The sequence below is a fragment of the Cesiribacter andamanensis AMV16 genome, assembly GCF_000348925.1.
In the GTDB taxonomy this organism is placed as follows: Bacteria; Bacteroidota; Bacteroidia; order Cytophagales; family Cyclobacteriaceae; genus Cesiribacter; species Cesiribacter andamanensis.
This window is the reverse complement of record NZ_AODQ01000003.1, coordinates 1-13943: the sequence shown is the minus strand read 5'-3', so window position 1 is coordinate 13943 and position 13943 is coordinate 1. Positions and strand designations below refer to the sequence as shown.

At 55.0% G+C, this 13943-nt stretch carries 9 protein-coding genes, 1 pseudogene and 1 riboswitch; of the genes and pseudogenes, 2 read left to right on the top strand and 8 right to left on the bottom strand.

Features of this window, described 5'->3' with window-relative positions:
• Window positions 1–156 precede the first annotated feature (156 nt).
• The 4 genes from metH to ADICEAN_RS00875 form a co-directional block, all read right to left on the bottom strand.
• Window positions 157–3852, bottom strand: coding sequence for a methionine synthase (metH, locus tag ADICEAN_RS00890; RefSeq protein ID WP_040395899.1), 3696 nt, complete (start codon window positions 3850–3852; stop codon window positions 157–159).
• Window positions 3853–3923: 71 nt separating this feature from the next.
• Window positions 3924–4034, bottom strand: a riboswitch (SAM riboswitch).
• A 43-nt stretch (window positions 4035–4077) separates the two neighbouring features.
• Window positions 4078–4779 (bottom strand): hypothetical protein, encoded by a 702-nt coding sequence (locus tag ADICEAN_RS00885; protein ID WP_009193604.1) that lies wholly within the window; start codon window positions 4777–4779, stop codon window positions 4078–4080.
• A 21-nt stretch (window positions 4780–4800) separates the two neighbouring features.
• Entirely contained in the window at window positions 4801–5562 is a 762-nt protein-coding gene (locus ADICEAN_RS00880; protein ID WP_009193603.1) for an LVIVD repeat-containing protein, read from the bottom strand.
• Between the two features lie 29 nt (window positions 5563–5591).
• Window positions 5592–6134: an LVIVD repeat-containing protein gene (locus tag ADICEAN_RS00875; protein ID WP_009193602.1), complete on the bottom strand. Its 543-nt coding sequence runs from the start codon at window positions 6132–6134 to the stop codon at window positions 5592–5594.
• Between the two features lie 83 nt (window positions 6135–6217).
• On the opposite strand from ADICEAN_RS00875, the gene ADICEAN_RS00870 reads away from it, so the two are divergent.
• The gene (locus tag ADICEAN_RS00870) at window positions 6218–7114 is read left to right on the top strand and encodes a Ppx/GppA phosphatase family protein (RefSeq protein ID WP_009193601.1); all 897 of its coding nucleotides are present in this window, start codon (window positions 6218–6220) and stop codon (window positions 7112–7114) included.
• A gap of 297 nt (window positions 7115–7411) precedes the next feature.
• On the opposite strand, the pseudogene ppk1 reads toward ADICEAN_RS00870, so the two are convergent.
• A pseudogene (gene ppk1, locus ADICEAN_RS00865) lies at window positions 7412–9524 on the bottom strand (polyphosphate kinase 1); the annotation flags it as partial.
• 402 nt (window positions 9525–9926) lie between these two features.
• Between ppk1 and ADICEAN_RS00860 the strand changes: the two are divergent.
• Window positions 9927–10439, top strand: a complete 513-nt coding sequence (locus tag ADICEAN_RS00860) for a hypothetical protein (RefSeq protein WP_152426251.1) — start codon at window positions 9927–9929, stop codon at window positions 10437–10439.
• A gap of 159 nt (window positions 10440–10598) precedes the next feature.
• Here ADICEAN_RS00860 and gyrB read toward each other — a convergent pair whose 3' ends face one another.
• The 3 genes from gyrB to ADICEAN_RS00845 form a co-directional block, all read right to left on the bottom strand.
• Window positions 10599–12557, bottom strand: a complete 1959-nt coding sequence (gyrB, locus tag ADICEAN_RS00855; protein WP_009193597.1) for a DNA topoisomerase (ATP-hydrolyzing) subunit B — start codon at window positions 12555–12557, stop codon at window positions 10599–10601.
• Window positions 12558–12816: 259 nt separating this feature from the next.
• Window positions 12817–13185 carry a CoA-binding protein gene (locus ADICEAN_RS00850; RefSeq protein WP_009193596.1) on the bottom strand — a complete coding sequence of 123 codons (369 nt, stop codon included), beginning with the start codon at window positions 13183–13185 and terminating at the stop codon, window positions 12817–12819.
• A 34-nt stretch (window positions 13186–13219) separates the two neighbouring features.
• On the bottom strand, window positions 13220–13943 hold a 724-nt coding region (locus ADICEAN_RS00845), incomplete at its 5' end, for an NAD(P)/FAD-dependent oxidoreductase (protein ID WP_040395898.1).

Genomic DNA, 13943 nt, shown 5'->3' with positions numbered 1-13943 from the left:
TTGGTGTTTTCACCAACAACTAATTGGAAGCCTGCCGGAAGAATTGTTGGTGAAAACACCAACAACACGTATCAAAGAGAATAGAGGGGTTAGAACGCAGAAGTTAGAAGTGTTTGCCAGCTGTTTCCAGAGCTTCAGTCTACCCTCTAACTTCTCTTACTCATAATTCAAATTAGGTTTTAGCCAGCGTTCCATTTCGGCGAAAGGCACCCCCTTGCGGCGGGCCAGGTCTTCTACCTGATCCCGGCCTATTTTGCCCAGGCCAAAGTAGCGGCTGTCGGGGTGGCTGTAGTAAAGACCGCTGACCGCGGCGGCGGGCAGCATGGCCAGGTTTTCGGTCAGCTGCATGCCAATGGCCTCTGCCCCCAGCAGGCGGAAGAGGGTGATCTTTTCGGTATGATCGGGACAGCCGGGATAGCCCGGCGCCGGACGTACCCCCCTGTATTTTTCCTTGATGAGCCCCTCGGCATCCAGCTGCTCGTCTGGCGCGTACCCCCAGAACTCCCGGCGCACCCGCTCGTGCATGCGCTCGGCAAAGGCTTCGGCCAGGCGGTCGGCCAGGGCTTTGGCCAGGATGGCGCTGTAGTCGTCGTGCTGTGCTTCGTACTCCTTCACCAGCGTATCAAGACCAAGACCGGCCGTTACGGCAAAGCCGCCCACATAATCGGGCAGACCGCTTTCCCTGGGGGCTACAAAGTCGGCGAAGCTCAGGTTAGGGATGCCACTGGCTTTCTGCCCCTGCTGGCGCAGGGTATGGAACTGGTCCAGCGGCTGCTGGCGGCTATCATCAGTAAAGAGCTGAATAGTATCGCTCTCAAGGACGGTAGCCGGCCAGAAGGCAATGACTCCATTGGCCTGCAGCTTGCGGCCGCGGATGATCTCCTGCAGCATCTGCTGCGCATCATCAAAGAGCTTGCGGGCCACTTCGCCCTGGGTTTCATCGTCCAGAATATTGGGGTAGCGCCCCTTAAGCTCCCAGGTCTGGAAAAAGGGAGTCCAGTCAATGTAGGCGGCAATTTCCTCAAGGGGGTAGTTTACAAACTTTTCCTGCCCCAGAAACTTGGGTTTGGGCGGCTGATACCCCTCCCATTGGGGCTGGAAGCGATTCTGCCGGGCCTCTTCGATGCTCAGGTAATTTTTGTCGCGCTGCCGCTGGCCATGCCCGGCACGCATGTGGTCATACTCGGCCCGCACCTCAGCCGTATACGCCTCCCCTTCGGCACCCAGAAGTTTGGAGGCAACGGTTACAGCCCGGCTGGCATCGGCCACATGCACTACCGGACCGGAGTAGGCCGGCGCAATTTTTACGGCCGTATGGATGCGGCTGGTAGTGGCGCCGCCAATGAGCAGGGGTTGTCGCATCTTGCGGGCTTCCATTTCCTGGGCTACATAGATCATTTCATCCAGCGAGGGGGTGATCAGGCCACTCAGGCCTATGATGTCCACCCCGTGGGCCTGTGCCTCATCCAGAATCTTCTGCAGGCTCACCATCACCCCCAGGTCAAATACCTCATAGCCGTTGCAGCCCAGCACCACGCCCACGATGTTTTTGCCAATATCATGCACATCGCCTTTTACAGTGGCCATCAGCACCTTGCCGGCACTGCTGGAGGCGCCGGCTTCTTTTTCGGCTTCCAGATAGGGAAAGAGATAAGCCACGGCCCGCTTCATGACCCGGGCGCTTTTTACTACCTGGGGCAGAAACATCTTACCTTCGCCAAAGAGATCACCCACCACATTCATACCCGCCATCAGGGGGCCTTCAATTACCTGCAGGGGTTTGGCAAACTGCTGACGGGCTTCTTCGGTATCTTCTTCGATAAACTCAACGATCCCCTTTACCAGCGCATGTTTGAGGCGCTCGGCTACAGGCTGCTGGCGCCAGGCCAGTTCCTGAGCGGCGGTCTTCTCCTGGCCCTGCCCCTTTACTTCCTCGGCATAGGCCAGCAGGCGGTCGGTGGCATCGGGGCGGCGGTTGAGCAGCACATCTTCCACCCGCTCCTTCAGCTCGGGTTCAATCTCTTCATACACGGCCAGCTGCCCGGCATTTACAATGCCCATGTCCAGCCCGGCCCGGATGGCGTGGTAGAGAAAAGCGCTGTGAATGGCCTCCCGCACGTGGTCATTGCCGCGGAAGGAGAAGGATACATTGCTGACCCCGCCGCTCACAAGGGCGCCCGGCAGATTTTCTTTGATCCAGCGAGTAGCCCGGATAAAGTCTACGGCATAGCCGTTATGCTCCTCGATGCCGGTGGCAACGGTCAGGATGTTGGGATCGAAGATAATGTCCTGCGGGGCAAATCCAGCTTTTTTGGTCAGCAGCTCGTAGCTGCGCTGGCAGATCTCGATGCGGCGTTCGTAATCAGCCGCCTGGCCTTCTTCATCAAAGGCCATTACCACGGTAGCAGCGCCATACTGGCGAATCTTGCGGGCCCGCTCCAGAAAGGCCTCCTCGCCTTCCTTCAGGCTGATGGAGTTAACAATGCTTTTGCCCTGCACGCACTTAAGGCCGGCTTCCAGCACACTCCACTTGCTGGAGTCGATCATGATGGGTAGGCGGGAAATCTCCGGCTCGGAGGCGATCAGGTTCAGGAAATGCTGCATGGAAGCTTCGGAATCCAGCATGGCCTCATCGAAGTTCACATCCAGGATCTGGGCACCCCCTTCTACCTGCTGCTGGGCCACGCTAAGGGCTTCTTCAAAATTCCCCTCCTTTATAAGCCGTGCAAATTTGCGGGAACCGGTCACATTGGTGCGCTCCCCAATGTTCACAAAATTGGTCTGAGGCGTAATGGTAAAGGCCTCCAGGCCGCTATACAGGGGCTGTATGCCGGGCTGTGGGGCCTGGCGGGGCTGGTGCCGGGCCGCTACGGCTGCAATGGCGCGGATGTGCTCGGGCCCGGTGCCGCAGCAGCCGCCAATGATGTTGACCAGGCCTTCTCTGCAAAATTCGTCGATGATGCCGGCCATTTCGGCGGCCGACTGATCATAGCCGCCAAATTCATTGGGCAGGCCGGCATTGGGGTGCGCGCTGATGCCGCAGGAGGCCAGGCGGCTCAGCTCCTGCAGGTAGGGCTTCAGCTGGCGGGCGCCCAGGGCACAGTTAAAGCCTACGCTTAACAGGGGGGCATGGCTGATGGAGGCCCAGAAAGCCCCGGGGGTCTGCCCGCTGAGGGTTCGGCCGCTGGCATCGGTAATGGTGCCGCTGATCATGATGGGCAGCTCAATGCGGGTATGCTGCTGCCATTCCATAATGGCATAAATAGCGGCCTTGCAGTTGAGGGTATCAAAAACGGTCTCGATCAGCAGGATGTCGGCGCCCCCATCGGCCAGGCCCTGCACCTGCTCGGTGTAGGCCTCCACCAGCTGATCAAAGGTAATGGCCCGGTAGCCGGGATTGTTCACATCCGGCGACATGGAAGCAGTACGGTTGGTAGGCCCGATGGACCCGGCCACAAAGCGGGGCTTGTCTGGGTTCTGTCGGGTAAATTCATCGCAGGCCTCCCGGGCCAGGCGGGCGCTTTCCTTGTTGATGTCGTATACCGCTGCCTGCAGGCCATAATCGGCCTGGGCAATGGAGGTGCCGCTAAAGGTATTGGTTTCCAGGATATCGGCCCCGGCCTCCAGGTAGGCCCGGTGAATGGCGCTGATAATGTCGGGCCGGGTAAGGCTCAGCAGGTCGTTGTTGCCCTTGAGGTCATGGGGATGATCCCGAAAGCGCTCGCCCCTGAAATCGGCTTCGGTGAGGGTATATTTCTGAATTTGTGTACCCATAGCGCCATCAAGTACAAGAATGCGCTTTTTTAGCTGCTGATGGAGAAGGGTGGTACGCTGGGCAGGTTGTGGTGTCATGAATATCCGCTCTTATAATAAGGCTTACCCACAAAGGGGAGCGAGCGGATGCACCGGAATGAATTCGGATGCGCTCATCTTCTGCCAACATGCAGTTGGCAAGGGAGTTAGCACCACCAAGCACGTTGCTCAGGTTGCTAAGACATCATCGGGCCCGATCCCTCCGTCTTTCTGGATAAGCAGAGCAAAGGTGCTAAATTAAAGCCTCTTCTGCAAGTCCCTTGCCTAATCGTTCGCGGCCTGATTGCGCTGGCGCAGGGCAAACTGCAGATTCATGCCCAGGCGCAGGCGGGGCTCCAGCACAAACTGCTTACTCTCAGCAAATACAGCCCCCCTGCCAAAAAAATCATCATTTTTCTGGCCCGAAAAACGGGTACCCTGCAGGCCAATACCGCCGTGGAAGTTGAACATAAAGACGGGTGTAGCCCGCACAACCCAGCCCAGCGTAAAGCCAACATTGCCGGTATGGTGGCGTACAGGCACCTGGCTTTGCTTAAAATAGGCACAATCGCCCTGCTCATTGCACTCAAAGCCTTCTACCACCCGATCGGGATACTGGGAGTACATATAGGCCAGCATGGCGCCGTAGTAGAAAAAACTATTGCGGCTGCCGGGATCATACCAGCGGTGCTCGCCCCGCAGTTGCCCCCCTTCCAGCACGGTGGAATTGTTCTGGAAAAGAAAATCCCGTTCAATGGCATTTACATAGGCCCCTTCCAGCACCCAATGCTTATTGGGCATATGCTCCCAGCTATAGCCCAGGCGCAGGCGCTCTTTTGCCACCGGCCAGATACTAAATCCCGCTGTTATGCTTTTGGTCCAGGGAATGGCTGCAGGCAGGGGCTCAGGGCTTACAGTGGCCTGCTGCGTGCGGCCGGCTAAAGGGAGCAGCAGCAAGAGTGCCGCCAGGCTATAGAGGAGTTTCATCAGTTCGTTTGTCAGGAAATATTAAAGCGTAGGCTGCACCGGAATTACACTCACCTGACGCAGGTTGGCCGGGTCTGCCGGATCATACTGTACCAGGCCATCACTTCCTACCATCATCAGGCTGCGCCAGGTGTAGATCACATCCCAGCCATTAAAATCGGGATATTCCTTTAGCTCTACAGGATTGTAAGGATTGCTCACATCCAGCACCAGTAGTCCCCTATCGCCATTGGATACGTAAAGGATGCCATTGTTTACGGCAAGCCCCTTGGGGTTGTGCATTACCCGCTGGTAGATGAGCTGGGGGTTTTGCGGATTGCTGATGTCCAGGATCTCCAGCTGATCTACGCCCCAGCGGCATTCCGATTCGGTGCGCAGGGTAAGGTAGGCATAGTTGCCTTCTACCACCACCGGATCGCAGCTGGTAATGTGCTGATAGGTAGACAGGTACTGGGGCTGGCGGGGATTCTGGAGCGACAGGATGTGCATGCCGCTTTGAGTACCGATATAGAGCTTGCCGGCATAGGGAAATACGGTTTCGGCATCCTGCCCCACGGTAAGGCTGTTGCTTTTGGCGGGAGTGGCCGGATCCTGCAGATCGTAGGTGTGTAGCTTATCGGCCTGCAGCAGGTAGAGCTGCCCATTGTAGACGGTAAACTGGGCCATGGAACCACCAATTCCGGCGCCAATACCCACTTCGGCCGTGGCGGCGGAGTCTTCACAGCTGCTTAGGTTTAGCAGCAGGGCTGCCGCCAAAAGGGTATAAAAGGATTTTTTAAACATGAGGATCGAGATTAGGCGTTAAAAAAATATCAGCGGAAGCATTCATATCCCTTGCCGGGCATATCGGCTTTTTCCCAGCCCACCACCACGCCCCGCTTGGGGTCTACACATTCAAAGGCTACATTGCGCATGGGCGGGTAGTTCTGGCGTCCGTCAAACACCCCCTTCTGGCGGTTTACCTCCCGGATATCCTGCAGGTTGCTCAAATCCAGCGTAAGCAGGTCGGTCATGTTATCTACGTACATAAAGCTTCCCTGCATGGCCATGTTGCCAGCGCCGGGCACTTCCAGAAAGAGCAGGGGCTGCGGATTGGCCGGATCGCTATTGTCAATCAGGTGGAAGCCCTTAAAGCGTTCATTGATGATCAGCAGATGATCTTTTACATAGATCCTGCCCGGATTCTGGAGGGTGCGGGCGGGCTGCACCTGGATGCGGTAAGCTAGCTGCTCTGCGGCATACACAGGTCGGTAGTACTCTCTGAAGGGTTGTTCATCCTCATCAGGACCCATACAGCCGGTCAGAAAGGTTCCGACTAGCAGGAGGGCCAGCAAAAAATTAGTTGGACGGTTCACAGCTTTTTTTGTTTACTTTTACCAAAGGTATAAAATGATTTTGCTTTTGCAACATCGTTACAAATTAAATTAACATTAACTACTTGAAATTTGCAGCCATAGACATTGGGTCTAATGCCGTTCGGCTCCAGATCAGCGCCCTGCTGAACGGACATCTGGTTCCGGTCTATAAAAAGGTAGAGTATGTGCGCTTTCCGCTTCGCCTGGGCCAGGATGTGTTTGACAGGGGGGTTATAGGGCCGGAGGCCTATGCCAAATTCCTGAAGCTCATGGAGGCCTACAAGTTGCTGATGGATCTTTTTGAGGTGGAGGATTATGTAGCCTGCGCTACCTCGGCCATGCGCAGTTCCGACAACGGGCAGGCGCTGGTAGCGGAGGTGGCCCGAACCACCGGCATTCGCATTCAGATCATCGATGGCGACCAGGAAGCCGCCTTTATCAGCCTGGCGCTGATGGATTCGCTGCCCGAGGGGTACTGTCTGCACATTGATGTTGGGGGTGGCAGCACCGAGCTTAACCTGTACCTGAACCGTGCCAAGATTGCCGCCCGCTCATTTGCCCTCGGTTCGGTGCGGAATCTAAATAAAAAAGACAGCGCACAGGAGTGGGATCTGCTGGAAGACTGGGTGGATGCGCACACCGGTGAGATCGACGATAAGATTGTAGCCCTGGGTACCGGTGGTAACATCTCAAAGCTCTTTAGCATGTCGGGTAAAAAGCCGGGCCAGCGCCTGAGCCTGCGCAAGCTGCAGGAGCTTCGCTCCTTTATTGGCCGGCACAGCCTGGATGAGCGTATTCAAAAGCTGCAGCTGAACCCCGACCGGGCCGATGTGATCCTGCCGGCCAGCGATCTCTACCTGACCATCATGCGCTGGGCGGGCTGCACCAGCATACTGGTACCCAATGTGGGCTTAAAAGACGGCCTGCTGCGGCACCTCTACCGCCAGCGCCAGGACCAGGCAGCAATAGATAAAAAATGAGCGCCGCACATCTGGCGGCGCTATCTTAACGTGAATTTTGGATTAAGCTCTTAACCCACAGTAGGATTACGTACGAAATCCCCCTTCGCCAAGGGGGATTTGTTTGGCATAGTAACTTTCCAAGAAAAGGAAGCCATAATTTGCGTTAACTTACTTTTTCACTTCCTGTACGGCTTCATCTTCAAGTTCCTGCTGCGGCTCTGCCTTTTGCGCCTTTTTTACGGCTGCCTGGGCCTTTTTATCTTCAGCCGCCTTGGTCTTAAGGAGTCGCTGCACTACTCCCTTTAGGTGGTCTTCATAAAGGTTTACGGCCTCCAGATCTTCCTGTGTCAGGCGAAAGAATTCTTTGTGGATGTTGAAAGGCAGGTCATCCTCAGCAGGCACGATCTTGCGGTAGCTGCCATCTTCCTGCAGGGTATAGCTGTTGGTATTGTCGCGCAGGTTAAAATCCAGCATCAGCATGCACTCTTTTAGCACGGCCGGATCCAGTACCTGAAAGAGCGATTCCAGCCGACGGTCAAAACTACGCACCATAATGTCGGCACTGCCCCCATACACCAGCGGTTTGCCCTGGTTGTGAAAATAGTAGATGCGGGCATGCTCCAGGTACTCGCCCACAATGGAGCGTACCTGTATGTTTTCGCTCAGGTCTTCCCGCACCGGCCGCAGGCAGCAGATACCCCGAACGATCAGCTTAATGGGCACCCCAGCCTGTGAGGCCTGATAAAGCTCATGAATGGTTTCGCGGTCTTCCAGCGAGTTTACCTTTATGATAATGCCTGCCTCCTTACCTTCTCGGGCATTCCGGGCTTCGCTTCGGATAAGCTCAATCAGTTGCTGGCGCATATCGCGCGGGGCTGTGATCAGGTAGCGGTAAGTCTCAGGATTGCTATGGCCGGTAATTACATTGAAGAATTCCGATACGTCATCGGCGTATTTGTCATTGGCCGTCAGCAGGCTCAGGTCGGTATACAGGCGGGCAGTCTTTTCGTTGTAGTTGCCGCTGCTCATGTGCACATAGCGGCGCACCTTGTTTCCCTCCTTGCGCACGATCATCAGCAGCTTGGTGTGGGTTTTAAAACTGCCAACCCCATAGATCACAAAACAGCCGGCCTGCTGCAGGCGCTTGGCCTCGCGCATGTTATTCTCTTCATCAAAGCGGGCCTTCACCTCAAAGAGAACCGATACGTGCTTGCCATTCTCGGCTGCTTTGAGCAGAGCCGAGATGATGCGGGAGTCATCTGCCAGGCGGTAAATGGTGATCTTGATGGCCAGTACATCGGGATCTTCAGCAGCCTGGCTCAGCAGGGTAAGCAGCGGACTAATGCTATTATAGGGGTGGTGCAGCAGCACATCTTTGGCCTTCAGGATATCAAAAATATTATCCCCCCTGTCGGCATTGGAATAGGTAAGCGGGGGCACCGGCGGATGCTGAGGCGGCATTACATCCACAAACTCCTGATGGCCAATGATCTGCCACAGGCCGGTAAAGTCCATCAGGCTGTTTTTGGATACTTCAAAGACATTGTCGGTATCTATGGCCCAGCGTTTTTTCAGCAGGCGCATCATCCAGGGGTCGTATTTTTCTTCTACCTCTATGCGCACTACCCGGCCCGTTTTGCGGGTTTTGAGCTTTTGTTTTATCTCTTCCAGAAAGTTGGTATCAATATCTTCGCTCTCCTCCAGGGTAAAATCGCCATTACGCGTAATGCGAAACAGGTTTATGGCCAGGATCTCCACATTGCGAAAAAACTTGGCAATGTATTCCCGGATAATGTTCTCAATGGGTACAAAAAGGATCTCTTCTTCCCGCTCGATCTCAAAAGCGGGGCAGGTTTTGCGGGATCTGAATAAAGGACAGCTTGCGATGATCTTTTTTATCTGTAGGGTTGTTGGTGATTACCCCAAAGATCAGCAGCCGGTTCATCAGAATGGGAAAGGTATGGTAGCTATCATACACCATGGGGGTGATCATGGGGTAGACCGTTTTCTTGAAATAGCGCTTTACCTGCTTCACTTCATGTTCCTCCAGGGCCTCCAGGCCCACCAGGCGAAAGCCCCATTCCGGAAACTGCGGCACCAGGTTTTTAAGAAAATGGGCATGCTGGTCGGTATGCAGGGACTGCAGATCGGCAAACAGCTTGCGCTTAAAGGGGATCTCCCGCAGGCCCGAGTAGTCGATCCGCTCCCGGCCATAGTCGATATAGTTATACAAGCTGCCCACCCGGATCATAAAGAACTCATCCTGATTGGAAGAGCAGATGGCCAGAAATTTCAGTTTTTCAAAAATGTTCCGTTCCGGATGACGAGCCTGGTCCAGCACCCGTTCATTGAATTTGATCCAGCTTAAATCGCGGCTGATAAAGGGGCTACTTTCAATGTAGGAAGAAATGCGATCTGGTCTGAGCATAGTAAAAAATAATCTCCAGCCCTATATACGAAAAAAACCAACGCATCGCCATGCTCCTGGCAAGAAAGCAACAGCCGCTTTCACCCCCCTCTACCCCTATCCAGCAACTTTACAAAATTCGCCTGTTTTATCCGCTCATCCCGGCCAATGCCCCTTTACATAAAAGCCCGAAAAGTGCTTTACCGGCAAATGACAGTTTTGTACCTTTATGGGAAATAGTCAATTAAATAGTTTTTTTGTGCTGAAATGAAATTTTTTTCCAGCCTTCTTTTTTTTGGGCTGCTCCTGCTCCCCCTGCTGGGAATCAACTATTTCCCTGATGGTGCAAGCCCTGATGCAGCCTTAGTCTCTGCACCCGACAGCACTACCCCTCTGGCTACGGAGCGGCTTGCTTACCGCCCAGTGGATGAACCTACTCAGCTGGAGACCGCCGGAACAGCGCTGCTTGCCGCTACACCCGCTGTGTCTCAGGAGGCTGAGCCTGAAGCAGAAGGAATTTTCTTAAAGATTGGCAAAGGTCCCTGGATCAGGATGGAGGGCCTGGCGTACACCCCCATGGAGGGCATTTTCATTATTGCCGGAGGCGATGAGGAAAGCGGCTCCCTGAGCCTGAGCTGGACCGGCGGACAGGGACGCTTTCCCTGGCGGCTGGATAGGGAGGGTGATCAGGACATCGCGTTTAGCTACTACCCCCCTTCGCTAGACTGGGTATTTACCGGCCTGGTTCCGGACAGCACCCAAACCTTTACCGATACCCGCGGGGCGCTGGTGGTCACAGAATTTGGCCAGGAGACCGATGAGCTGGTTTCCGGCACCTTTTTTCTCTATCCGGCCACCCGCCTTCGTGTAGCAGATGAAAAAGCCACTGGCAGCAGCCCCATTGAAGGCCGCTTTCGGGTACGTCGGGCGAACTGATGCAGGTGTACCTGAATGCAAATGAAAGAATCTGACAGGCCTACGCGGCTCGGTTTCCAAAACCGGTTAGGTTTGAAAAGACTATCTCCGAAACCTTCCTATCAAAAAAGGCCTGCTTTTTAAAGCAGGCCTTCGTTCTATCATTAGCTCGTACACTTCTTATACATCAAGCTTGGCATACTTGGCATTGCGCTCGATGAAATCGCGGCGCGGGGCCACTTCATCACCCATCAGCATGGAGAAAAGGTGATCGGCCTCGGCAGCTGACTCTACGGATACGCGCTTCAGGCTGCGCATTTCAGGATCCATGGTGGTAGTCCAGAGCTGCTCGGGGTTCATTTCACCCAGACCTTTGTAACGCTGAATGCCCACACTGTCTTCCTTGCCTTCGGGCGCCATTTCTTTCACCAGACGGATACGCTCTTCTTCGCTCCAGGCATAACGTTCGTCTTTGCCGCGCTTCACCAGGTAAAGGGGTGGCAGGGCAATGTAGAGATAGCCTTTATCGATCAGATCGCGCATGTAGCGGAAGAAGAAGGTAAGGATAAGCGTACGGATGTGGCTACCGTCAATATCAGCATCCGTCATGATAATGATCTTGTGGTAGCGCAGCTTGTCCATGTTCAGCGCCTTATCATCCTCAGGGGTGCCAAAGCTTACGCCCATGGCGGTGATCATGTTTTTGATCTCCTCATTGTCATAAATGCGGTGTTCCTGCGCTTTTTCTACGTTCAGGATCTTCCCCCGCAGGGGTAGAATGGCCTGAAACCCTCTGTCGCGGCCCTGCTTGGCCGATCCACCGGCCGAGTCACCCTCCACCAGGTACAGCTCGCATACGGCCGGATCACTATCGGAGCAGTCGGCCAGTTTGCCGGGCAGAGAGTTGCTGCCCAGTACATTTTTGCGCTGCACCATTTCCCGGGCTTTGCGGGCAGCATGGCGGGCCTGCGCAGCCAGAATTACTTTCTGCACAATTTGCTTGGCCTCACGCGGATGCTCCTCCAGCCAGTAGCCCAGGGCCTCGGCCACGGCGGTATCAACTGCGCCCATGGCATCGGAGTTGCCCAGCTTGGTCTTGGTCTGGCCCTCAAACTGCGGCTCGGCCACCTTTACCGAAATCACAGAGGTGAGGCCTTCACGGAAGTCGTCGCCGCTGATCTCCAGCTTTACTTTTTCCAGCATGCCCGATTTATCGGCATAGCTCTTGAGGGTGCGGGTAAGGGCGCGGCGGAAACCGGCTACGTGCGTACCCCCTTCTATGGTGTTGATGTTATTCACATAGCTCACCACGTTTTCGGAATAGGAGGTATTGTAGCTCATGGCCACTTCTACCGGTATATCGCCCTTATCGTTGGTGATGTGGATGGGGCTGGGGATCAGTTTTTCGCGGGTACTGTCCAGGTACTCCACAAACTCCTTCAGGCCGCCCTGCGAGTGAAACTTCTGGTGGATCGCCTTGCCGTCATCGTCTTTCTCCCGGTGGTCAAACAGCTCAAGCGTAATGCCGGCATTCAGGAAGGAAAGCTCCCGCAGGCGCGAAGCCACCGTTTCAAAATTGTAAACCGTGGTGGTGAAGATCTCGGCATCGGGCTTAAAGTGCACGATGGTACCGGTTTTTTCGGTAGTACCGATCTCGCGCACACTGTATTGCGGAATACCCTTGGCATACTCCTGCTCAAAGATCTTGCCTTTGCGGTGCACCTCTACCCGCATGGGTATGGAGAGGGCATTTACGCAGGATACCCCTACCCCGTGCAAGCCACCGGATACTTTGTAGGTATCTTTATCAAATTTGCCACCGGCATGCAGCACCGTCATTACTACCTCCAGGGCAGAGCGGTTTTCTTTTACGTGCAGGTCGGTGGGGATGCCCCGGCCATTGTCGGTTACCCTTACGGAATTGTCTTCAAAAATTTCTACGATGATGTGGTCGCAGTAGCCTGCCAGCGCCTCGTCGATGGAGTTATCCACCACTTCCCAGATCAGGTGGTGGAGGCCTTTTACCCCTACATCACCAATGTACATGGCCGGGCGTTTGCGCACCGCTTCCAGACCTTCCAGCACCTGTATATTGCTGGCGCCGTATTCACTTGAATTCGCTTTCTCCTGAGGACTCATATGTACGTTTTCGAAAAGATCAAAGTTAGCAATTAATTCCCAATATAGCACAGAAAAACCGCCTGCAGATGCCCCTTTTTAGGATTTGAAAAATACAAAAAAGGCACTGTCTGCAAAAGCAGTGTTGGCAAATTCTGATGCTACTTTGAAAACAATTCCGCAACGAAAAACATTCATTTTCAGCCTCTTATCTTAAAGGCTAAATAAATGGAGCTTCTTCAAAAAATTCAAGTATGTAAGAAAAGTTGCTGTAGGTCTCTTAATAGGTTCCGGCCCGCAGCATCACCAGGGTGCAGCCATAAACGGTCTCAATACCCTTTTCCCTGGCTTTCTGTACCAGCTCGGGGTTTTCGGTGCCGGGATTAAAGATGATGCGCTTGGGGTTGAGGCCCAGGATATACTCATACCATTCGGCCTGGTTATGGGTGCCAATGTAGAGGGTAACGGTATCGACCTCAGTGAACTGGGGCTTGTCCCGCATGTCGTGGATCTGCTCGCCGGCCACTTCGCCGGTTTTAATGCCTACGGGCACAATCTCATGATCATACTCCCTAAGCATGTGGGACGCTATGTAGGCATAGCGGGAGGGATTGGGGGTAGCGCCGATTACAACCGTTTTCTTGTTCATAACATCTATATAAACTGCTTCCGGACCGGCCAGGTTACATACCCGCCCCTTTGGGCGCCCACTTTCGGGCCAGGGCCTCGGCACAGCGCTCCCCATCCATGGCCGCCGATACGATGCCGCCGGCAAAACCCGCCCCCTCGCCACAGGGGTACAGGCGGCTGATCTGCACATGCTCCAGCCCATCGGCCTGGCGCGGAATTTTTACCGGAGAGGAGGTGCGGCTCTCCACCCCCACAATCTGCGCTTCGTTGGTCAGGTAGCCGCGCATTTTCTGCCCAAACACCTTAAAGCCCTCCCGAAGCCGCTCCCCGATGGCCGGGGGCAGCACCTCCTGCATCATGACCGATTGCAGGCCGGGTTGGTAGCTGGTATCGGGCAGGCTGCTGCTTGGCTGCCGGTTTACAAAATCGGCCAGTCGCTGGGCCGGGGCCACCTGCGTACCCCCTCCAGCCTGGCAGGCAGCCTGCTCTACTGCCTGCTGGTACATAAGGCCGGCCAGCGGACCCCATTGAGCATAGGGCTTTACATCATCGGCCTCCACGGCCACTACTATGCCCGAGTTGGCAAAGCGCGAATCGCGGCGGCTTGGGCTCATGCCATTGACCACCACCTCACCGGGCGCCGTAGCGGCGGGCACAATAAAACCTCCGGGGCACATGCAGAAGGAGAACACCCCGCGCTCTACCCCCTTAAAGGGCACCTGCGCCACCAGCGAATAGGCTGCAGCCGGCAGCCATGCGCTGCGCGAGGTGCAATGG

Excerpts from the sequence above, each read along its gene's own strand:
- gyrB (WP_009193597.1), bottom strand. The coding sequence starts at position 12,557 with ATGAGTCCTCAGGAGAAAGCGAATTCAAGTGAATACGGCGCCAGCAAT.
- ADICEAN_RS00850 (WP_009193596.1), bottom strand. The coding sequence starts at position 13,185 with ATGAACAAGAAAACGGTTGTAATCGGCGCTACCCCCAATCCCTCCCGC.
- ADICEAN_RS00885 (WP_009193604.1), bottom strand. The coding sequence starts at position 4,779 with ATGAAACTCCTCTATAGCCTGGCGGCACTCTTGCTGCTGCTCCCTTTA.
- ADICEAN_RS00880 (WP_009193603.1), bottom strand. The coding sequence starts at position 5,562 with ATGTTTAAAAAATCCTTTTATACCCTTTTGGCGGCAGCCCTGCTGCTA.
- metH (WP_040395899.1), bottom strand. The coding sequence starts at position 3,852 with ATGACACCACAACCTGCCCAGCGTACCACCCTTCTCCATCAGCAGCTA.